Annotated in this window: 23 protein-coding genes; 17 read left to right on the forward strand and 6 right to left on the reverse strand. The window is 70.4% G+C overall.

Annotated features, from left to right (window positions below; translation table 11 throughout):
- From COGEMETH_RS20815 to COGEMETH_RS20845, 7 genes are all read left to right on the forward strand, one after another.
- A partial coding sequence (locus COGEMETH_RS20815) for an ATP-binding cassette domain-containing protein (protein ID WP_238184510.1) occupies positions 1–321 on the forward strand: 321 nt, incomplete at its 5' end.
- 3 nt (positions 322–324) lie between these two features.
- Positions 325–693: a DUF6867 family protein gene (locus tag COGEMETH_RS20820; protein ID WP_238184511.1), complete on the forward strand. Its 369-nt coding sequence runs from the start codon at positions 325–327 to the stop codon at positions 691–693.
- A gap of 53 nt (positions 694–746) precedes the next feature.
- Positions 747–1,871 (forward strand): branched-chain amino acid ABC transporter substrate-binding protein, encoded by a 1,125-nt coding sequence (locus COGEMETH_RS20825; RefSeq protein WP_238184512.1) that lies wholly within the window; start codon positions 747–749, stop codon positions 1,869–1,871.
- 414 nt (positions 1,872–2,285) lie between these two features.
- Positions 2,286–3,209 carry an amino acid ABC transporter substrate-binding protein gene (locus COGEMETH_RS20830; protein ID WP_238184513.1) on the forward strand — a complete coding sequence of 308 codons (924 nt, stop codon included), beginning with the start codon at positions 2,286–2,288 and terminating at the stop codon, positions 3,207–3,209.
- A 164-nt stretch (positions 3,210–3,373) separates the two neighbouring features.
- Positions 3,374–4,096, forward strand: coding sequence for an amino acid ABC transporter permease (locus COGEMETH_RS20835; protein ID WP_238184514.1), 723 nt, complete (start codon positions 3,374–3,376; stop codon positions 4,094–4,096).
- Complete coding sequence (locus COGEMETH_RS20840; RefSeq protein ID WP_238184515.1) at positions 4,096–4,788, forward strand: amino acid ABC transporter permease; 693 nt, start codon at positions 4,096–4,098, stop codon at positions 4,786–4,788. The genes COGEMETH_RS20835 and COGEMETH_RS20840 overlap by 1 nt, the downstream gene beginning before the upstream one ends.
- A gap of 182 nt (positions 4,789–4,970) precedes the next feature.
- Positions 4,971–5,699, forward strand: coding sequence for an amino acid ABC transporter ATP-binding protein (locus COGEMETH_RS20845; RefSeq protein WP_238184532.1), 729 nt, complete (start codon positions 4,971–4,973; stop codon positions 5,697–5,699).
- 220 nt (positions 5,700–5,919) lie between these two features.
- On the opposite strand, the gene COGEMETH_RS20850 is transcribed toward COGEMETH_RS20845, so the two are convergent.
- Positions 5,920–6,939 carry a gamma carbonic anhydrase family protein gene (locus COGEMETH_RS20850; RefSeq protein WP_238184516.1) on the reverse strand — a complete coding sequence of 340 codons (1,020 nt, stop codon included), beginning with the start codon at positions 6,937–6,939 and terminating at the stop codon, positions 5,920–5,922.
- A 146-nt stretch (positions 6,940–7,085) separates the two neighbouring features.
- Between COGEMETH_RS20850 and COGEMETH_RS20855 the strand changes: the two genes are divergently transcribed.
- Positions 7,086–7,529 (forward strand): LbetaH domain-containing protein, encoded by a 444-nt coding sequence (locus COGEMETH_RS20855; protein ID WP_238184517.1) that lies wholly within the window; start codon positions 7,086–7,088, stop codon positions 7,527–7,529.
- Positions 7,526–7,996, forward strand: coding sequence for a molybdenum cofactor biosynthesis protein MoaE (locus tag COGEMETH_RS20860; protein ID WP_238184518.1), 471 nt, complete (start codon positions 7,526–7,528; stop codon positions 7,994–7,996). The genes COGEMETH_RS20855 and COGEMETH_RS20860 overlap by 4 nt, the downstream gene beginning before the upstream one ends.
- A gap of 74 nt (positions 7,997–8,070) precedes the next feature.
- Here COGEMETH_RS20860 and COGEMETH_RS20865 read toward each other — a convergent pair whose 3' ends face one another.
- The gene (locus COGEMETH_RS20865) at positions 8,071–8,436 is read right to left on the reverse strand and encodes an ArsR/SmtB family transcription factor (protein ID WP_238184519.1); all 366 of its coding nucleotides are present in this window, start codon (positions 8,434–8,436) and stop codon (positions 8,071–8,073) included.
- Positions 8,437–8,542: 106 nt separating this feature from the next.
- Between COGEMETH_RS20865 and COGEMETH_RS20870 the strand changes: the two genes are divergently transcribed.
- On the forward strand, positions 8,543–9,289 hold the full coding sequence (locus COGEMETH_RS20870) for a glucose 1-dehydrogenase (protein WP_238184520.1): 747 nt from the start codon (positions 8,543–8,545) through the stop codon (positions 9,287–9,289).
- A 321-nt stretch (positions 9,290–9,610) separates the two neighbouring features.
- Positions 9,611–10,777, forward strand: coding sequence for an AI-2E family transporter (locus COGEMETH_RS20875; RefSeq protein ID WP_238184521.1), 1,167 nt, complete (start codon positions 9,611–9,613; stop codon positions 10,775–10,777).
- A 51-nt stretch (positions 10,778–10,828) separates the two neighbouring features.
- Here the strand turns inward: COGEMETH_RS20875 and COGEMETH_RS20880 are convergent, their stop codons facing one another.
- On the reverse strand, positions 10,829–12,067 hold the full coding sequence (locus tag COGEMETH_RS20880; RefSeq protein WP_238184522.1) for an amidase: 1,239 nt from the start codon (positions 12,065–12,067) through the stop codon (positions 10,829–10,831).
- A 283-nt stretch (positions 12,068–12,350) separates the two neighbouring features.
- Here COGEMETH_RS20880 and COGEMETH_RS20885 point away from each other — a divergent pair, with 283 nt between their 5' ends.
- The 6 genes from COGEMETH_RS20885 (at position 12,351) to rlmN (ending at position 17,275) form a co-directional block, all read left to right on the forward strand.
- Positions 12,351–13,358 (forward strand): extensin-like domain-containing protein, encoded by a 1,008-nt coding sequence (locus COGEMETH_RS20885; protein ID WP_238184523.1) that lies wholly within the window; start codon positions 12,351–12,353, stop codon positions 13,356–13,358.
- A 69-nt stretch (positions 13,359–13,427) separates the two neighbouring features.
- Entirely contained in the window at positions 13,428–13,691 is a 264-nt protein-coding gene (locus COGEMETH_RS20890) for a type II toxin-antitoxin system ParD family antitoxin (protein ID WP_238184524.1), read from the forward strand.
- Positions 13,692–13,829: 138 nt separating this feature from the next.
- Positions 13,830–14,297, forward strand: coding sequence for a hypothetical protein (locus COGEMETH_RS20895; protein ID WP_238184525.1), 468 nt, complete (start codon positions 13,830–13,832; stop codon positions 14,295–14,297).
- Positions 14,294–14,962, forward strand: a complete 669-nt coding sequence (locus tag COGEMETH_RS20900; RefSeq protein WP_238184526.1) for a ribonuclease T2 family protein — start codon at positions 14,294–14,296, stop codon at positions 14,960–14,962. The genes COGEMETH_RS20895 and COGEMETH_RS20900 overlap by 4 nt, the downstream gene beginning before the upstream one ends.
- A gap of 55 nt (positions 14,963–15,017) precedes the next feature.
- The gene (locus COGEMETH_RS20905) at positions 15,018–15,866 is read left to right on the forward strand and encodes a 23S rRNA (adenine(2030)-N(6))-methyltransferase RlmJ (protein ID WP_238184527.1); all 849 of its coding nucleotides are present in this window, start codon (positions 15,018–15,020) and stop codon (positions 15,864–15,866) included.
- A gap of 119 nt (positions 15,867–15,985) precedes the next feature.
- On the forward strand, positions 15,986–17,275 hold the full coding sequence (gene rlmN / locus COGEMETH_RS20910) for a dual-specificity RNA methyltransferase RlmN (protein ID WP_238184528.1): 1,290 nt from the start codon (positions 15,986–15,988) through the stop codon (positions 17,273–17,275).
- Between the two features lie 7 nt (positions 17,276–17,282).
- Here the strand turns inward: rlmN and COGEMETH_RS20915 are convergent, their stop codons facing one another.
- The 3 genes from COGEMETH_RS20915 to COGEMETH_RS20925 all read right to left on the reverse strand — a co-directional run bounded on the left by COGEMETH_RS20915 (position 17,283) and on the right by COGEMETH_RS20925 (position 18,907).
- Positions 17,283–17,588, reverse strand: coding sequence for a hypothetical protein (locus tag COGEMETH_RS20915; RefSeq protein WP_238184529.1), 306 nt, complete (start codon positions 17,586–17,588; stop codon positions 17,283–17,285).
- A 32-nt stretch (positions 17,589–17,620) separates the two neighbouring features.
- Positions 17,621–18,019, reverse strand: coding sequence for a DUF3775 domain-containing protein (locus COGEMETH_RS20920; RefSeq protein WP_238184530.1), 399 nt, complete (start codon positions 18,017–18,019; stop codon positions 17,621–17,623).
- A 168-nt stretch (positions 18,020–18,187) separates the two neighbouring features.
- Positions 18,188–18,907, reverse strand: a complete 720-nt coding sequence (locus COGEMETH_RS20925; protein WP_238184531.1) for a cytochrome c biogenesis CcdA family protein — start codon at positions 18,905–18,907, stop codon at positions 18,188–18,190.
- Positions 18,908–19,108 lie beyond the last annotated feature (201 nt).

Genomic DNA, 19,108 nt, shown 5'->3' on the forward strand with positions numbered 1-19,108 from the left:
GGCGAGCAGCAGATGCTCGCCATCGCCCGCGCTCTGATGAGCCGGCCCCGCCTGCTCCTCCTCGACGAGCCCTCCCTCGGCCTGGCGCCCCTGGTGGTGAAGGGCATCTTCGACGCGATCCGCGACCTCAACCGGCGCGAGGGCATGACCATCTTCCTGGTGGAGCAGAACGCCTACCACGCCCTCAAGCTGGCCCACCGCGGCTACGTGCTGGTCAACGGCCGCGTCACCATGAGCGGCACCGGCCGGGCGCTCCTCGACGATCCGGCGGTCAAGGCCGCCTACCTCGAAGGCGGCCACGCCGCCCCGGTCGCGAGCTAGGCCATGCTCCAGGGAATCCTCCACGAGGAAGAATCGGTCTGGCTCTTCCTGCTCGTCACGGTGACGATGGGCGGCTGGGCCGGCTGGATGGCGGCGCGTGCCATCGCGCGGGGCTGGCACCCGTTCCTGCACTGCGTCCCGGCGCTGCTCGCGGTGGCGGCGGCCGTGCGATTCATCCATTTCGCGCTATTCGGCGGGACGCTTCTGTCACCGCACTACTATGCGGTGGACGCGCTCGTCGTCATGATCGTGGGAGCTGCGGGCTTTCGCGTCACGCGCACGCGCCAGATGACGAGCCAGTACCGCTGGCTCTACGAGAAGACCTCGCCGCTGACGTGGCGGGAGCGCGCGCCGGCCGGGCCGCCGCGGTGAGTTTCAAGGCACCAGTCCTGCGCGGGCGCGCGGGCAACGGAAAAGGATCTGACATGAGGACGATGCTGCTCGCCGGGCTCGCGCTAGGAATCATGCTGACGGGGGCGCAGGCGCAGGCGCCGATCAAGCTCGGCATCGCCGTGCCGGTGACGGGGCCCAACGCCGCCTTCGGCGCCCAGATCAAGAACGGCGCCTCCCAGGCGGCCGAGGACATCAACAAGTCCGGCGGCATCAAGGGCCAGAAGTTCGAGGTCTCGGTCGGCGACGACGCCTCCGATCCGAAGCAGGGCGTCTCGGTCGCCAACAAGTTCGCCTCGGCCGGCGTGAAGATGGTGGTCGGCGACTTCAACTCGGGCGTCTCGATCCCGGCCTCCGACGTCTACCAGGACGCGGGCATCATCCAGATCACCCCGGCCTCGACCAACGTGAAGTTCACCGAGCGCGGCCTGTGGAACACCTTCCGCACCTGCGGCCGCGACGACCAGCAGGGCGCCGTGGCCGGCGCCTACCTCGCGGACAACTTCAAGGGCAAGAAGATCGCCTTCGTCCACGACAAGACCCCCTACGGCAAGGGGCTGGCCGACGAGACCCTGAAGGCCTTGAAGGCCAAGGGCGGCAAGGAGGCGATCTACGAGGGCATCAATCCGGGTGAGAAGGACTATTCCGCCCTCGTGTCCAAGCTGAAGTCGGCCAACGTCGACGTGGTCTATTTCGGCGGCGTCTTCACCGAGGCCGGCCTGCTGATCCGCCAGATGCGCGACCAGGGCCTCAAGGCGCCGCTGATGGGCGGGGACGGCATCGCCGACAAGGAGTTCGTGCAGATCGCTGGCCCCGGCGCCGAGGGCACGTTCATGACCTTCTCGCCGGACGCCCGCAAGAACCCCAACGCCAAGGACGCGGTGGCCGCCTTCAAGGCCAAGGGCATCGATCCGGAGGCCTACACCCTCTACGCCTACGCCGCCGTCCAGATCCTCAAGAAGGCCATGGAGGAGACCGGCTCCACCGACGGCAAGAAGCTCGCCGACTATCTGCGCCAGGGCAAGCCGACCCAGACCGTCATCGGCGACATCGCCTACGACAAGAAGGGCGACATCACCCGGCCCGACTACGTCCTCTACACCTGGAAGAAGAACGCCGCCGGCGCCATCGACTACAGCGGCAACGAGATCACGAAGTAGCCGTCTCGCGCCCTCCGTGTCGGCCTGAGACAGCCGCCTCCTTCACCGGGGGCGGCTTTTTTCGTGATCGATCGTGGAACGCTGTCACCGCAAGCATCGGGATGCAGCCGGATTCCCGGTGCGCACGCCTAGAAAGTGTGCATGATGGCCAACGCACGGGCGAGAACGTCCGGCTCCGAGTCATCGGATAGATCGACGGGTGGAAATCTTGGGCTCACACGCGGCCGACGGCGCGTCAAACGGCACGGGCCGTCGTCGTCCCGGCGCCGGGGCGCGCGCGTCCGGGCCCGTGACAGGCCGCCAGCCACCCCCGAAACCGGCACCATCATTGCAAAGGCACAGGCCAAGTCGGCCGGGCCTTCGCGCGCGGCCGCCCGCCGACACCCGTTCGGCTCGATTGGGAGTTTCGTTCTGATGCAGTTTGGTATCGCTCGCCGCGGCCTCGCCGTGGCCCTCGGCCTCGGCCTGTCGCTTCCCGGCATCAGCGCCCGGGCCGAGGACCTGACCGGCACCTTGAAGAAGGTGAAGGACACCGGCGCCATCACCATCGGCTACCGCGATTCCTCCGTGCCGTTCTCCTACCTCGACGGCGACCAGAAGCCCGTGGGCTACGCGATGGAGATCTGCCTGAAGATCGCCGACGCGGTGAAGACCCACCTCAAGCTCGACAAGATGGAGGTGAAGCTCAACCCGGTCACCTCGGCCACGCGCATCCCCCTGATCGCCAACGGCACGATCGACCTGGAATGCGGCTCGACCACCAACAACCCGGACCGCCAGAAGCAGGCGACCTTCACCAACACCCACTTCCTGACCGCGACCCGCTACGTCTCGAAGAAGGACAAGAAGCTCGACAAGATCGACGACCTGAAGGGCCGCACCGTGGTCTCGACCTCGGGCACCACCAACATCAAGCAGATCAACGAGGCCAACACCGAGCGCAAGATGGGCCTGACCATCCTGCCGGCCAAGGACCACGCCGAGGCCTTCCTGATGGTCGAGACCGGCCGGGCCGACGCCTTCGTGATGGACGACGTGCTGCTGGCCTCGCTCGTCGCCGGCTCGAAGACGCCGGACGCCTACACGATCTCGTCCGAGCCCCTGTCGAAGCCCGAGCCCTACGGCATCATGCTGCGCAAGGACGACGCCCAGTTCAAGGCGGTCGCCGACGCGGCCACCAAGAAGCTCTACGAGAGCCCGGAGGGCAAGGCGCTCTACACCAAGTGGTTCGAGCAGCCGATCCCGCCGCGCAACATCAACCTGAAGCTGCCGATGAGCGAGGCGATGCAGAAGCAGCTCAAGAGCCCGAGCGACAGCCCGGACCCGGCCGCCTACTGAGTCTCGCTCACGAAACGCCCGCTGCGCCGTCGGCCGGCGGGAGGGCTCCCGGGGAACCGGGCGCTTCGTGAGGTACGCTGAGCCTGCATCCGGCCGGACCCCGACGACCATCGCCGGGGTCCGCGATGCCGACCTGAAAACCAAGAAACGGTGACGGCGGGGCGATGAACTACAACTGGAACTGGGGCATCTTCTTCGAGGCCTCGCCCGAGGGCACGGGCACCTATGCCGACATGCTGTTGTCGGGCCTGCTCTGGACGATCGCCACGGCCTTGTGCTCGTGGATCATCGCCTTCTTCCTCGGCTCGCTCGTCGGCGTGATGCGCACGCTGCCGTCGAAGGCCGCCAACGCGGTCGGCACGGCCTATGTCGAGCTGTTCCGCAACATCCCGCTGCTCGTCCAGATGTTCCTCTGGTACTTCGTCCTGCCCGAGCTGCTGCCGCAGAGCCTGGGCAACGCCCTCAAGCAGCTGCCGAACGCGCCGTTCTACACGGGTGTGGTGTGCCTGGGCTTCTTCACCGCCTCGCGGGTGGCCGAGCAGGTGCGGGCCGGCATCCAGTCCCTGCCGCGCGGGCAGAAGATGGCCGGCACCGCGATGGGCTTCACCGTGGCGCAGACCTACCGCTACGTGATCCTGCCCAACGCCTACCGGGTCATCCTGCCGCCGATGACCTCGGAATTCCTGAACAACCTCAAGAACACCTCCGTGGCCCTGACCATTGGCCTCCTGGAACTCACGGCGCGGGCGCGCTCGATGCAGGAATTCTCCTTCCAGGTGTTCGAGGCCTTCACGGCGGCGACACTCATCTACGTCCTCGTCAACCTCGTCGTCATCACCGCCGCCTCCTTCCTGGAGCGTGGCGTCGCGGTTCCGGGACAACGCTGATGCTCTCGAACTTCGATTTCGGCGTCGTCACCGCCTCGCTGCCCTACCTGTTCGGCCAGGGCATGGTCTTCACCGTCACGCTGACCGCGCTGGCGGCCGGCATGGGCGTGGTCCTCGGCACGCTCATCGCCATGGCCCGGCTCTCCGGGGTGCCGGGCCTCAAGCACGTGGCCAAGGTCTACGTCGAGCTGATGCGCTCGCTGCCCCTCGTGCTGGTGATCTTCTGGTTCTACTTCCTGGTGCCCTATATCGGCGCCTGGGTGACGGGGGCATCCAACCCCGTCCAGGTCGGCGCCTTCTCCTCGGCGCTCATCACCTTCACCCTGTTCGAGGCGGCCTACTTCTCCGAGATCATGCGGGCGGGCATCCAGTCGATCTCCAAGGGGCAGACCGCCGCGGCCTCCGCCCTCGGGATGACCTACTGGCAATCGATGGCCAACGTCGTCCTGCCGCAGGCCTTCCGCAACATGCTGCCGCTGCTGCTGACGCAGACGATCGTCCTGTTCCAGGATACGTCGCTCGTCTACGTGCTCTCGCTCACCGACTTCCTCGGCGCGGCCTCCAAGGTGGCCCAGCGCGACGGGCGTCTCGTCGAGATGTACCTGTTCGCGGCGGTCGTCTACTTCGCGGTCTGCTTCTCGGCCTCGTTCCTGGTGCGGCGCCTGCAGAGCCGCGTCGCCATCATCCGTTAGTCCGCATCCGCTGATCCCGCGCGCCGCGCCAGACCTTCGAGGATCGTCCCATGACCTCCACGCCGATGCCGGCCCCGACCCCCTCGACCCCCGTCACCCCGCCCTCCCAGGCGCCGACTGACGCCGGGTTCCAGACGGGGCCCCTCGTGGACCCGGCCCAGGCCAAGGTTCCCGGCGGCACGATGATCGCCATCGACGCGATCAGCAAATGGTACGGCGACTTCCAGGTGCTGACGAACTGCACCACGAAGGTCTCCAAGGGCGAGGTCGTCGTGGTCTGCGGGCCGTCCGGCTCGGGCAAGTCGACCCTGATCAAGTGCGTCAACGCCCTGGAGCCGTTCCAGAAGGGCCAGATCACGGTGGCCGACACCAAGGTGATGGACAAGGCCACCAACCTGCCCAAGCTGCGCTCCCGCGTCGGCATGGTATTCCAGCACTTCGAGCTGTTCCCCCACCTCTCGATCACCGAGAACCTGACCATCGCCCAGCGCAAGGTGCTCGGGCGCCCGAAGGAGGACGCGCAGAAGCGCGGCCTCGACCTGCTGGCCCGTGTCGGCCTCTCGGCCCACGCCAACAAGTATCCGGGCCAGCTCTCCGGCGGCCAGCAGCAGCGCGTGGCCATCGCCCGCGCGCTGGCCATGAACCCGATCGTGATGCTGTTCGACGAGCCGACCTCGGCCCTCGACCCGGAGATGGTCGGCGAGGTCCTCGACGTGATGGTGGAACTCGCCCGCGACGGCATGACCATGATGGTCGTGACCCACGAGATGGGCTTTGCCCGCAAGGTCGCCGACCGGGTGATCTTCATGGACCGCGGCGAGATCGTCGAGGACGCGAAGAAGGAGGACTTCTTCGGCCAGCCCCGCTCCGAGCGGGCGCAGCAGTTCCTGTCGAAGATCCTCCAGCACTGACGGATTTTTTCGACTCCCATCCGTCCCCCTCATCCTGAAGTGCGGCGACAGCCGCCTCGAAGGAGGCCTCCAGATATCGCCGAGACTTCTGGAGGGCTCCGTCAAAGCTTCCACTGCGTGGAAGCACCTCAGGATGAGGGTTTTGGTCGGATGAACGGCTCGGTTCGCCGGTCTTACTGATCAAGGGGCTGTTTCAGGAGAACGCGGGCGGGCTTGGAGGTCACGACAGCTCTGCCTGCGCCTGCCGGTACTCCCGGCCGTGCACGCAGTAGCTCTCGACGATCCGGCTCATCAGGCTGCGCTTTCCCGCGTCCAGCGGCGCGAGGATGCGGGCCGGGCGGCCGCCCCAGAGGTAGCCGCCTTCGAGGAGCTGCCCCGGATCGGTGGTGGCGCCGGCGGCCAGCATGACGTCGTCGGCGATCACGGTGCCGGGGGCGACGGCCGCCCCGATCCCGATCAGGCAGCGGGCGCCGATGCGGCTGTCGGCGATCCGCACGTTGTGGCCGACCGTGGTGTCGCGACCGATGACGACGCCCTCGCCGCGGGTGCGGATGACGCTGTTGTCCTGGATGTTGGTGTCGGCGCCGACCACGATCGGGCCGACCTCCGCGTTGAGGTCGCAGCAGAACAGCACGCTCGACCCGGCCCCGAGGCTGACGCGGCCGCGCAGCCGCGCCGTCCGGGCGACGAACACGCTCTCCTCCGTCTCCGGCGCCTCGGCGGGCGGGATTGGGGCCGAATCGCCCGCCTGCTCGCGCAGGCGCTCGGCCCGCTCGGCCACCTCCTCCGGGCCGACCGGGCGCTGGGCCCTGGCCGGGCTTCCGGCATAGACGAAGCCCGATTCCAGGTTCGCGCGGGGATAGACCGTGGCCCCGGCCTCGATCACGATGCAGTCGCCGACGGTGGCTCCGTCGAGGATGACCACGTCGTCCTCGATCACCACGTCCGAGCCGACCGTGCAGGCATGGACGACGCTGTTGCGGCCCACCGTCACCCGGTCGCCGACATCGGTGCCGCGCTCCTGGGTCGCGATGTGCACCGTCGAGCGGTGGCCGAGCCAGAAGCGGTCGCCCAGCACCACGGCCTGTCCGTCCGCGCGGATCACGCCCTCGTCCCCGATCCAGGCCTGCGCGCCGATCCGGGCGGCGCCGATGACCGTGCTGCCCCGGCCGCACCAGACCGGGCGGCTCGCGAATTCTGGGCTGGCGCCGTCATAGGGCAGGGTCAGGTCGGGGCTCACGGGTCCGTCCTTCGCATCCGGGAAATCGTCTCGGCGACGAATCTTCTCAAGCGGGCGCCGCGCCGGGGCGGGCCTCGCGTGCCATATAGACCTGTGCGAGCGGAGTGTCAGTCGCGGGCGCGCCCGACGGCTTCGAAGGAGGACGCATGAGCCTGAAGACCGAGAGACGGACGATGCCGGCGGGCGGACGCTACGACGCCTCGAACACCCTGTCCCAGCCGGAGCGGCAGGCCCTGCCCGCCGAACGCTTCATGGGCGTCGGCGCGGGCGCGAACGTCCGCCCGCCGTTCGATAGTGACTACGGCACAGACATCCCCCTCGGCGGCGGCGCCGTCCTCGACTTCGGCTGCGTGATCCTCGACGTGGTCGAAGTCCGCATCGGCGCCCTCACGCGGACCGGCCCCGGCGTCCAGATCCTCACGGCCGACCACCCGCGGGACCCGGCACAGCGGGCCGCGATGCCGGAATTCGGCCGGCCAATCGCGATCGCAGCCATCGTCCGGATCGGCGCCGACGGCGTGGTCGCGCGGGACGTGCCGGCCGGCGCCACCGCGGTCCGGCTCCAGTCGCAGGGCCGGGCGACCCTGTGACCGGCGCCTGCCTCCCCTCGGTCGCCATCCAGGCCGAGCCCTTCGACGTGGCCGCCGAGATCGCGCGGGTCTCGGGCGACCTCGGCGGGCGGGCGGGCGCCGTCGTCACCTTCACGGGGCTGTGCCGCGACGAGGGCGGGCGCCTGCGCGGGCTCGAACTGGAGCATTACCCCGGCATGGCCGAGGCCGAGATCGGCCGCGTGGCCGAGGAGGCCGCCGCGCGCTGGCCGCTCCAGGCCCTGCGCGTGGTCCACCGCCACGGCCTCGTGGCGCCGGGCGACGGCATCGTGCTGGTGCTGACGGCGGCAAGCCACCGCATCGCCGCCTTCGAGGCCGCGAGCTTCCTGATGGACTACCTCAAGACGCGGGCGCCGTTCTGGAAGCGCGAGCATCTCGCCGACGGCACGACGGGCGGCTGGGTGGAGGCGAGCCGGGCCGACGATGCGGCGGCCGGACGCTGGGATTGATTTCCCGGTCGCGACCCGACCTCGTCGTACCGCGAGGACTGCGTCGTCTTCGGAAGCGCGCGTCGGCCGCCCCGTCAGCCCGCAGGCGACGTACGCGGCACGTGGGAGGCGACGCCGCCATCCGAAGCGTAGGCGTTGATGATCGCCGGGAGCAGGCCGGGAAAGCGCGCTTCCACGTCGGCCCAGCGTGAGTGGTTCCTCACCTCCACGCCGTGCCGCTCGCTCCGGATCAATCCGGCCTCGCGGAGCACCTTGAAGTGGTTGGACAACGACGATTTCGGGATGACCCGATCCCCCACCGCGGACACGGCGGAGCAGGCCTCCACGCATCCCGCCTGCATGATCTTCGCGAAGATCGCCGCCCGGCTCGAATCGGACAGGGCGTGGAGGATCGCGGCCGGCTGGATGTCCTCGGTCGCGGGGTGAAACAGGGGCCTCATGTTTTATCCATATGGGGCTTGATCCGGACTCTATTAGTTCCGAAGTTCCGAACTATGGGAACGGGGCTGCCATCCCGCAGCCGACCCATGTCGGAGGTTAGCACACATGGCAAAGCTTGAGGGCAAGGTCGCGGTCGTGACGGGCGCATCGAAGGGCATCGGTGCCGCGATCGCCAAGACCTTGGCGAAGGACGGTGCCGCGGTCGTGGTCAACTACGCTTCGAGCAAGGCGGGCGCGGACGCCGTCGTCGCGGCCATCACCTCGGCCGGCGGCAAGGCCATCGCGGTCCAGGCCGACGTCTCCAAAGCCTCGCAGGCACAGGGACTGATCGAGGCGGCGGTGAAGCAGTTCGGCCGGCTGGACGTGCTGGTCAACAATTCCGGTGTCTACGAATTCGCTTCGATCGAGGAGCTGACCGAGGCGCATTACCGCCGGCTGTTCGACGTCAACGTGCTGGGCGTCCTGCTGGCGACGCAGGCGGCCGCCAAGCATCTCGGGGAAGGCGGGAGCATCGTCAACATCTCGTCGGCGATCACCCATGTGCATACGCCGACAGCCGCGGCCTATGCGGGAACCAAGGGAGCGGTGAACGCGATCTCGGGTGTGCTTGCCAACGAGCTGGCCCCTCGCAAGATCCGGGTCAACGTGGTCAGCCCGGGCTTCGTCGTGACCGAGGGCACGCATTCCGCCGGCGTGGTCGGCTCCGACATGGAGGCTGGCCTCGTCGCGCAGACGCCACTCGGCCGTGCCGGCCAACCGGACGACATCGCCGGGGTCGTCGCGTTCCTCGCGTCCGACGATGCCCGCTGGCTGACCGGCGAGGTGATCACCGCCAGCGGCGGTATTCGCTGAGGCGCGACGATCGTGTCTGCGCGCGCTCCCATGGCAGGAGCACGCGCAGCCCGGAGGCTGACCGGCCGCTTCCACCGGGGAGATGCCGGCCACTGAACGTCCGCTCTTCGGGTCCCGCACGCATGGGCGGACCTGCCAAGGTCCCCCCGAAACAGCCGAGCCGGGCTCACATTTCAAACCGAAACACGACCCGGAATCCGCATCGCGAAGCGAGCGACCGAGTTTCGGTCGACGCCGTATCCGGTGCAGGGCGCCGGGAGCCGGGCTTGACCGGGCGGCGGCGCGGGCGCTGTTGCCCGGCGACGGGAACCGGGGACGATCATGGCCGAACAGACGACGGATGCGCTGCGCGGCCCGGTGGGCCCGTGGCGGGGAGCCGCGCCGCTGGCGCTGTCCGGCCTCGCGGTGGTCTGCTTCGTGGTGCTGCTGGCGCTCGCCTGGATGTCGGTCGGCACCCTGTTCCTGATCTTCGCCGGCGCCCTGCTCGGGGTGTTCCTCGACGGGCTGACGCGGGGGCTCGCCTACGTCCTGCCGCTGCCGCGGGCCATCCGCCTCACCCTGGCGAGCCTCGCGCTGGCGGCCGGCACCCTGGGGCTCGTCAGCTTCGGCGGCGCCACGTTGGTGCAGCAGGGCCGCGACCTCGGCCAGACGATCCGCGACCAGGCCGGCACCGTGAGCGGGTGGCTCTCGCAGCGGGGCATCGACGTGCCGCTGCTCTCGGGCGGCGAAGGGGCCGGAAAGGACGCGCCCAAGGATGCGAAGGGCGACAAGGAGGACGACCGGAAGCCCGGCGGCCTCGCGGGGCTCGCCTCGGGCGCCCTGAAGAGCCCCGGCTCGCTGCTCTCGGATGCGGGCAGCGTGCTCGGGCCGGCCGCGGCCGTCGTGCTCGGCCTGTTCAACGCGCTGGGCAACGTGCTGGTGATCGTGTTCCTCGGCGTCGCCTTCGCCGCCGATCCGGGCAGCTACCGCGACGGCATCCTGCGCTTCGTCCCGCCCGCGCGCCGCTGGCGCTGGGCGCGGGTGCTCGACGGGATGGGCGAGACCCTGCGGCACTGGCTGTTCGGCCAGCTCATCACCATGTCCGCGATCTTCCTCTGCACCTGGGCCGGGCTGGCCTTCCTCGGCATCGGCGGTTCGCTGATCCTCGGGTTGCAGGCGGGCTTGCTCGCCTTCGTGCCCACGGTCGGGCCGCTGGTGGCGGGCCTCGTCATTCTGCTGGCCTCGCTCGCGTCGGGCACGAACGCCCTGCTCGGGGCGCTGGGCGTCTACCTCGCGGTCCAGTGCCTGGAGAGCTACGGGCTGACGCCGTTCATCCAGAAGCGGGCCCTCGACATCCCGCCCGCGACGATCTTCGCCGGCCAGCTCATCCTCGGCGTGATCTTCGGGCTCTGGGGCATCGCCCTGGCCCTGCCGCTGATGGCGGTGATCAAGGTGCTGCTGGAGCAGCTCTACGTCGAGGACACGCTGGGCGAAGACCCGAGCCCCTGATCAGGGGATTCCGAAGGACAGGTCCCTTCGGCGGGTCCGGGCGGAGCCCGGTCAGACCCTGGACAAGGCTACCTCGATCAACCGGGCCGCCGCCAGGGCCCGCCCGTCGTCGCCGAAGCGGGCGATCACCTGCACGCCCACCGGCAGGCCCGCGCCCGGCACCGGGACGTTGACGCAGGGCACGCCCATCAGGGTCCAGAGCCGGTTGAAGCGCGGGTCGCCGGTCGATCCGAGACCCTGAGGCGCGGGGCCGGGCGCGGAGTAGGTCAGCAGGGCGTCATAATCCGAGAACAGGTCCTTGAGGGCGCGCCTGGCATGGTGGGCGTGGCGGCGCGCGTCGTCGTACTGGGCCGCGCTCAGGTTCTGCGCGGCGTCGAGCTGACGTCCGACCCGTTCGGTCAGCGCCTCCCGGTGGTTGGCGTATTCCCAGGCCAGCGCCTGCCGGCCCTCGAAATCCTGGATGATCGCGTGGCGCGCCCAGGCCTGGGCCAGCTGATCGGGCAGGGCGAGGTCGATCACCGTCGCGCCGGCCGATTCCGCGGCCCGCCGGGCCCGGTCGAGGGCCTCCATGGCTAGCCGGTCGGCCGCGCCCGCGAAATCCTGGAGCACGAGGCCGATGCGGGGGCTGCCCGGCTCCCCATCCCGCAGGTCGATCGCCGGCCGGTCGGCCAGCAGCGCGAGGGCATGGGCCACGTCGCGCACGCCCGCGCCGAACAGGCCGAGCGTATCGAGCGCCCAGGAGAAGGTCTTGACGCCGACCGTGGGCAGCAGCCGGAACGAGGGTTTGATCGCGGCCACCCCGCAGAAGCTCGCCGGGCGGATCACCGAGCCGCCGGTCTGGGTGCCGAGCGCCAGGGGCAGCATCCCGGCGCCCACCGCGGCGGCCGAGCCCGCCGAGGAGCCGCCGGGGGTATGGCCGGCATCGTGCGGGTTCGTCGTCCCCGTGGGGTCGATGCTGGCGAAGGGCGAGGTCGTGGTCTTGGCCAATGCCACCGCGCCCAGCGCCTTCAGGCGCATCACCACGGCCGCGTCGCCCTTCGGCTGCCAGCCCGCATAGATGGACGAGCCCATCTGCGTCGGCAGGTCGGCGGTGTCGATGATGTCCTTGACGCCGACCGCGATGCCGGCGAGCGGCCCCGCTTCCGACACGACCGGCTCGGCCAGCACCGAGACGAGGGCGCGGACGGTCGGGTCGCGCGCGGCGATGGCCTCGCGGCAGAGCTGGATCGCGCCGGCCGGCGTCAATGTGCCGGCCTCGATGCGGGAGCGGATGTCGACGAGCGAGAGCATCCCGCATTCAGTCCGGCCGCGCGGGTGTCCTGTCAACGTCAGAGCAATCGCTTGAAGGCGCTTGCTCTGTTTCTTTGGCTTGGCCTCAGTCGCCGGCGCCCGCATCCGCGGGCTCAGGCTTTCGCTTCGATCGAGGTTGTCCGGGACATTCGTCCCGGACAACCCGCTCCGCGGGCCGCTCTTCGCGTCTGGGCGCCGCAAGAGCGGCGCCGAACGATCGCCCTGTCGACAGTTCCAATCTCGTTGACGAAGGCTTTACGGGATCGCGCGCATCCTCCGCACCATGTGGCGTAGCGTGTTCGCGTTCTCCGCCCTTGCGCTGTTCGGCGCGGGGCTCACCGGGTGTGCGCTCAACAAGTTCGAGCGCCGCGACCCATGGCGCGACCAGGCCGAGCAGATCTGCCTCGCCAGGAAGCTGGTTCAGACCACGGAATTCGTCACGCCGGTCAAGGAGATCGACGGGCCCGGCCCCTGCGGCATGCAGCAGCCCTTCCGGGTGACGCGGCTGGCCGGCGGCACGGTCGCCCTCAAGCAGCGCATGACGCTCGCCTGCCCGGCGCTCTCCGAGGCCGAGGCGTGGCTCGCCGACACGATCCAGCCGGCGGCCAATCTGTATTTCGGGCAGCCCGTGGCCGAGATCAACGCGGGCACCTATGCCTGCCGCGGCCGCAACAACCAGGCCGGCGCCAAGCTCTCGGAGCATTCCTTCGGCAACGCCGTCGACGTGATGTCCTTCAAGCTCGCCGACGGCTACGTCATCACCGTCAAGGGCGGCTGGCGCGGCACCGAGGCCGAGCAGGGGTTTTTGCGCGAGGTGTTCCTGGGGGCCTGCCAGCGGTTCACGACGGTGCTGGCACCCGGCTCCAACGTGTTCCACTACGACCACATCCACGTGGACCTCGCCCGGCACGATCCGCGCGGGCTCAAGCGCATCTGCCAGCCGCTGATCAAGTTCACGCCGCAGCTCGGCGCCGGCACCGAGCGGCCCCTGTCGCGCCCGCTCCCGCCGCCGCGCCAGCCGGCGGCCCCCCAGGCGCCCGTCGACGTGGAGGAGGACGACCCCTACGGCCTCACCCCGACCTCGCGGGCGCCGAGCCCCTCGCAGTTCGCCCGCGCCCCCGCCCGTCCCGCCGCGCCCTCGGCCTACGCCGCGGCTCCCCCATCGCGCCCGCTCCCCGCCCGTCCCGCGTCCCGCCTCGCCACGGCCCTGCCGGAGGAGGAGCCGGCGCCCGGCTTCGAGGAGCCCCTGTCCCTCAGCCCGCCCGGCCTGTCGCCGGGGCCGATCTACTGAGGCCGAGACTGGCACCGATTGGCCCGACTATCAGAAAGTGATACTCGAGGGCCTGCAGGAGGATGCCGCATGCCGTCGAGCTACACCCTGGGGGAGCACTACGAGACCTTCGTCCGAAGCCTCGTCGCGAGCGGCCGCTACGCCTCGGCGAGCGAGGTGATGCGGGACGGCCTGCGCCTCGTCGAGGAGCGTGAGCAGATCCGGGCGGTCAAGCTCGAGGCCCTGCGGCGAGAGATTCAGACTGGTCTGGAAAGCGGGCCGACCGAGCCCCACGACATGGCCGCCATCAAGGCCGAGGCACGCAAGCGGCGCGGAGCCGGCAAGGGTGGCTAGGATCGCCCGCTGACTGCGCAGGTGTGACCCCCAGGTCGCACATCGCCCCGGAAATTCCGTGCAGCGCGACCCGCAGCTTGACTCCCGCCGGGCTCCGGCCAACCTCCGCGCATGCAGAAGAGCCAGCGGAATTGCGCCATGCGCCCGAACCGCCTCAGCGTCGCCCTCGGGCTCGGCCTGACCGTCCTGGGCGCCCTCCAGCCGGCGCTGGCGCGCTCGGCCCGCGAGGAGATCGAGCCCGCCGAGGAGCGGACGTTCCCCTACGACGCGGACATTCCCGGCTGCCAGGACGCGGGCGTGCTGGAGAAGATCTCGAGCCAGTTCGCCGAGAAGGAGGCGAAGTTCTGGAACTCGTCCCTGACGATCGTCGCCTATGACCGGATCGAGCGCACGGCGTGGCGTCCCTGGGGCCTGGACTTCGTCCCGCGCCGGTTCTGCTCGGCCACCGCCACCACCTCGGACGGAGTGCGCCGCAAGATCGATTATTCGGTCCGCGAGAGCCTCGGCATGATCGGCTCGTCCTGGGGCGTGGAGCTCTGCGTCCACGGCCTCGACCGGGACCTGAGCTACGCCTACGCCACGGCCTGCCGCATGGCGCGGCCGTGATACGGTCGGCAGCCCTCCTCGTCCTCGCCGGGCTGCTGCTCGCGGGTGGCGCGCGGGCGCAGGATTACGGCGGCTTCGGCCGCGGCAACGCGCCGGGCGCCTTCGACTTCTACGTGCTGGCGCTGTCCTGGTCGCCGACCTACTGCGACACCGCCGGTTCGCGCCGGGACGACCGGCAATGCGCGCCCGGCCGCGGGCTGGGCTTCGTCGTGCACGGCCTCTGGCCGCAATTCAGCCGTGGCTACCCGCAGAACTGCTCGGCCGTCGAGCGCCAGCCCACCCGCCAGGCGATGGATCTCGCCGGCGAGGTCTACCCGAGCGAGGGGCTCGCCCGCTACGAGTGGCGCAAGCACGGCACCTGCTCGGGGCTCGATCCCGCCGCCTACTTCCGCGCCGCCCGCGAGGCGCGCATGGCCGTGACGATCCCCGATGCGCTCAAGGGCTCGGGGGGCGAGCAGCGCCTCGCCCCGATCGAGATCGCGCGCCAGTTCGTGGCCGCCAACAAGGGCCTGCGCCCGGACATGATGGCGGTGACCTGCGCGCGGGGCCAGTTGCAGGAGGTGCGGGTCTGCTTCGGCAAGGACCTGCGCGGCTTCACGCCCTGCCCGGAGGTCGCCCGCGGCAATTGCCGCGCGCCGGAGGTCACGGTGGGCGCCTCCCGCTGACGTTTTTGCGGCGGGGCACTGGACCCGGGCGCCCCGATCCGCTTGATCGGGGATCATGAATTACCGGCACGCCTTCCACGCGGGCAACCACGCCGACGTGCTCAAGCACCTCGTGCTGACGCGGGTGCTTGAGCACCTGTGCCTCAAGCCGGCCCCCTTCCGGGCGATCGACACCCATGCGGGCCTCGGCTTCTACGATCTGGCCGGCGACGAGGCCGGCCGCACCGGCGAGTGGGCCGACGGCTGGGGCCGCCTCGACGACCCGTTCCCCGGCGCGGTGGAGGAGTTGCTCGCCCCCTACCGCGCGGCGGTCGCCGCGGTCCGGGCGCGCTATGGGGCGACGATCTATCCCGGCTCCCCGGCCCTGATCCGCGAGAGCCTGCGGCCGGGCGACCAGGGCGTGTTCGTCGAACTCCACCCGGAGGACGCCGCGGTCCTGCGCGAGCGCTACAACCAGGATGCCCGCACCAAGGTGCTCCACCTCGACGGCTGGACGGCGCTCAACGCCCAGATCCCGCCGCCGGAGCGCCGCGGCCTCGTGCTGATCGACCCGCCCTACGAGGTCGGCGGCGAGATCGAGCGCCTGGGCACGCTCCTCGGCAAGGCGGTGGCCAAGTGGCCGACCGGGGTGTTCCTGGCCTGGTATCCGATCAAGGACATCCGCGCGGTGGACCGCATGGTGGAGGCCCTCGGCCAAAGCCTCGCCCGCCCGGCCCTGCGCCTCGACCTGATGGTCGACCCGCCCGACGACCCGACGCGCCTCTCGGGCAGCGGCCTGATCGTGGTCAACCCGCCCTGGCGGCTCGCTGACGAGGCCGGCCTGTTCCTGCCCGCCCTCGCCGAACGGCTGGCGCGGGCCGATTACGGCGCCTTCCGCTGCGACGCGATCGGGGCCGAGGCCTGACCCTCCGGAGGATCGCCCCCCCGCGCCCGTGATCCCCACATGCCCGGCACGCATTCGCGTTCCGGGGCGGAATCGCCTATATCCCAGTCTTTCCAAACGAGAATCGAATCCGGACAGACATGGCGACGGCGTCGTTGGACACCGCCCGGCGCGCGGGCAGCGATCATTCCGCGATCGAGAAGGCGCCGGCCTTCCGGCCCGGGCCGGTGCCGGGCCGGCGCCTGTCCCTCGTCGGGCTGACCCGCGCCGAGCTGAAGCAGCGCCTCGTCGAGATGGGGGTGCCGGAGCGCGAGAGCCGGATGCGCTCGGGCCAGCTCTGGCACTGGATCAACCACCGCGGGGCGACCGCCTTCGAGGCGATGACCAACGTCGGCAAGGGCCTCAAGGCCCAGCTCACCGAGGCCTTCACCCTCGACCGGCCCGAGGTGGTGAGCCAGCAGGTCTCTCGCGATGGCACCCGCAAGTGGCTGCTGCGCATGGCGCCCACCGGCCGGCACGACCACAACCGCGGCGCCGAGATCGAGTGCGTCTACATTCCGGGGCCGGACCGGGGCACCCTCTGCGTCTCCTCGCAGGTGGGCTGCACCCTGACCTGCTCCTTCTGCCACACCGGCACCCAGCGCCTCGTGCGCAACCTGACGGCCGCCGAGATCACGGCGCAGCTGATCGTCGCCCGCGACCAGCTCGGCGACTGGCCCGGCCAGATGCCCTCGCGCGACGCCTCCGGCGCCGGCGATCCGGGGCGGCTCGTCACCAACATCGTGTTCATGGGCATGGGCGAGCCCCTCTACAACCTGGACGCCGTGGTCGACGCGGTCGGCGTGATGTCGGACCCGGAGGGCCTCGCCCTGTCGCGGCGGCGCATCACGGTCTCGACCTCCGGCGTGGTGCCGCAGATCCGGCGGCTCGGCGAGGAGGCGCACGCCATGCTCGCGATCTCGCTGCACGCCGTGCGCGACGACCTGCGCGACGAGCTGGTGCCCCTCAACCGCAAGTATCCGATCGCCGAGCTGCTCCGGGCCTGCCGCGAGTATCCCGGCCTCAACAACGCCCGGCGCATCACCTTCGAGTACGTGATGCTCAAGGGCGTCAACGATTCGGACACGGACGCGCGCGAGCTGGTCCGGCTGCTCAAGGGCATCCCGGCCAAGATCAACCTGATCCCGTTCAACCCCTGGCCCGGCAGCGCCTATGCCTGCTCGGACTGGGAGCGGATCGAGCGGTTCTCGGAGATCGTGTTCAACGCCGGCTACGCCTCGCCCGTGCGCACCCCCCGCGGACGCGACATCCTGGCCGCCTGCGGCCAGCTCAAGAGCGAGACCGAGAAGCTGCGCGCCCGCGAGCGGATGCTGCTGGACGAGGGCGTCAGCGCGGAAGGCTTCTACGCCCTGCACGACGGGGAGGAGTAGGGCGGCCTCACGCCCCCGCGAGGAGCGAGGCCGCGATCGCGTCCCACTCAGCGGAGAGGGAACCCACCTCGGACGGGCGGCCGGCGCGGCGATACCAATAGTCGGCATTGCCGGCATCGCCTTCGACACGATGCAGGTGGGCATGGACCCAGGCCGCATCCGCACCCGGCTCGTCCTGGACCAGGGCGTGTGCCCTGTCCCATCCGTCCGCGCCCCGTCCGATCCACCACAGGGCGGAAAGCGCCGCCGGCAGGGCCGGGGGCGCGTCGGCGGACAGGGATCGCTTGAACTGGTCCAGGCTTAGGGTCTGCAAAGGCGGCTTCCGTTCCGCGTGATCGACCCCGGCTAGGCCTGTGGCAGGTCGGGCGTGAGGCCGAGACGGTCCATGCCCTCCTCCAGCAGGTCGCCCGCGTCCGGCGAGCCCAGGAGTTCCTTGGCCGCGCCGTCGCCCGCACCTTCGCGCTCGCGGGCGAAGCGCACGGCCTCGTCCCACTCCTCGGGCTCCATGTCGCCGCGGCCGACATAGAGCAGGGCCAGCAGGTTGGCGCGCTCGTCCACGTTGAGGCCGGCGATCAGGCCGCGCACCTCGCTCTCGGTGGCGTCGTCGGTGCCGGAGACGAGGACGTCGGTCGCGCCGTCGTCGATGGGGTTCGAGCCCGAATCCGGATCGGTCGCGCCCTCTTTCACCTCGATCGCCCGCAGCCGCAGGATGAGTTCGGTGACCGTGTCGACGGCGATGTCCATGAAGCGCTCCCGGTGTCGGCCCTGCGGCCCTTGGTGTCTCTCACAAAACTCCCGCTGCGCCGGCGTGGCCGGAGGGAGGGCGCCCGGTGATCGGCAGTGTCGTGAGGTGCACTCAGCAGCGACAACTTGCGAGGCGCCGCAGGGTTCGGCCCCCGCGGGGTCGCAGGTTCAGAGCCGGGTGGTCAGGTCGGTGAGCCATTGCGGGGAGGCGTTCACCAGGGTGGTCTCCAGCGCCTTGTCGTAGCCCAGCAGGATCGCCGCGCCCGTCGCCACCAGCAGCAGGCCCAACGCCGCCTTCAGCCCCTTGCCGACACCCATCATGCGGTTGCGCCAGCGCACCAGCACCGCGCGCGACAGGGTGCCGAGGACGACGAGTGGCAGGGCCGCGCCGAGGCCGAACACGAGCATGGTCAGGCCGACCGAGCCGAGGTCCTGCGCCCGCGAGGCCAGCAGCGAGGCCGCGCCCAGGGTCGGCCCGACGCAGGGGCTCCAGACCGCCCCGAGCAGGAGGCCGACGCCGAACTGGCCGCCGAGCCCGGCCGTCGAGAATCCGCCGAACCGGTTCTCCGTCCAGTCGCTCACGGGGCCGGCCGCCACCGCCAGCCGTGTCTGGGCCGCGGGCACGATCAGCACGAGGCCGATCAGCACCAGCAGGATCGCGGCGCCGGCCCGGAAGAGTCCGCTGTCGAGGCCGAGGGAGAACCCCACGGTCGCCACGAACAGCCCGATCGCCACGAACGACAGGGCCAGGCCCGAGGCCAGCGCGACGGGCCCGAAGCGATGCTCGGACGCCGCCGCCCCGAGGACCAGCGGCAGCAGCGGCAGCACGCAGGGCGAGAGGACGGAGAGGATGCCGGCCAGGAAGGCGAGCCCGAGGGTGGTGGCCATGTCCGGTCCTCAGAATGCCCCGGTTCCCTCCGGCTCGTGCGCGCGGGCCGTCTGCATCCCCTTACGGCCTACACGGGTTCGGATCGACTGCGATCTGGAGGAAATCCCAGCTCGCGGGCCACCCTCTCCCGCAGAGGCTACCGTATTCACACATCCGGCGACGCTGGCGGAGGAGGCGCGGGTTCCCTTGTAACTTGCCCT

Source organism: Methylobacterium trifolii, assembly GCF_022179685.1.
Lineage (GTDB): Bacteria > Pseudomonadota > Alphaproteobacteria > Rhizobiales > Beijerinckiaceae > Methylobacterium > Methylobacterium trifolii.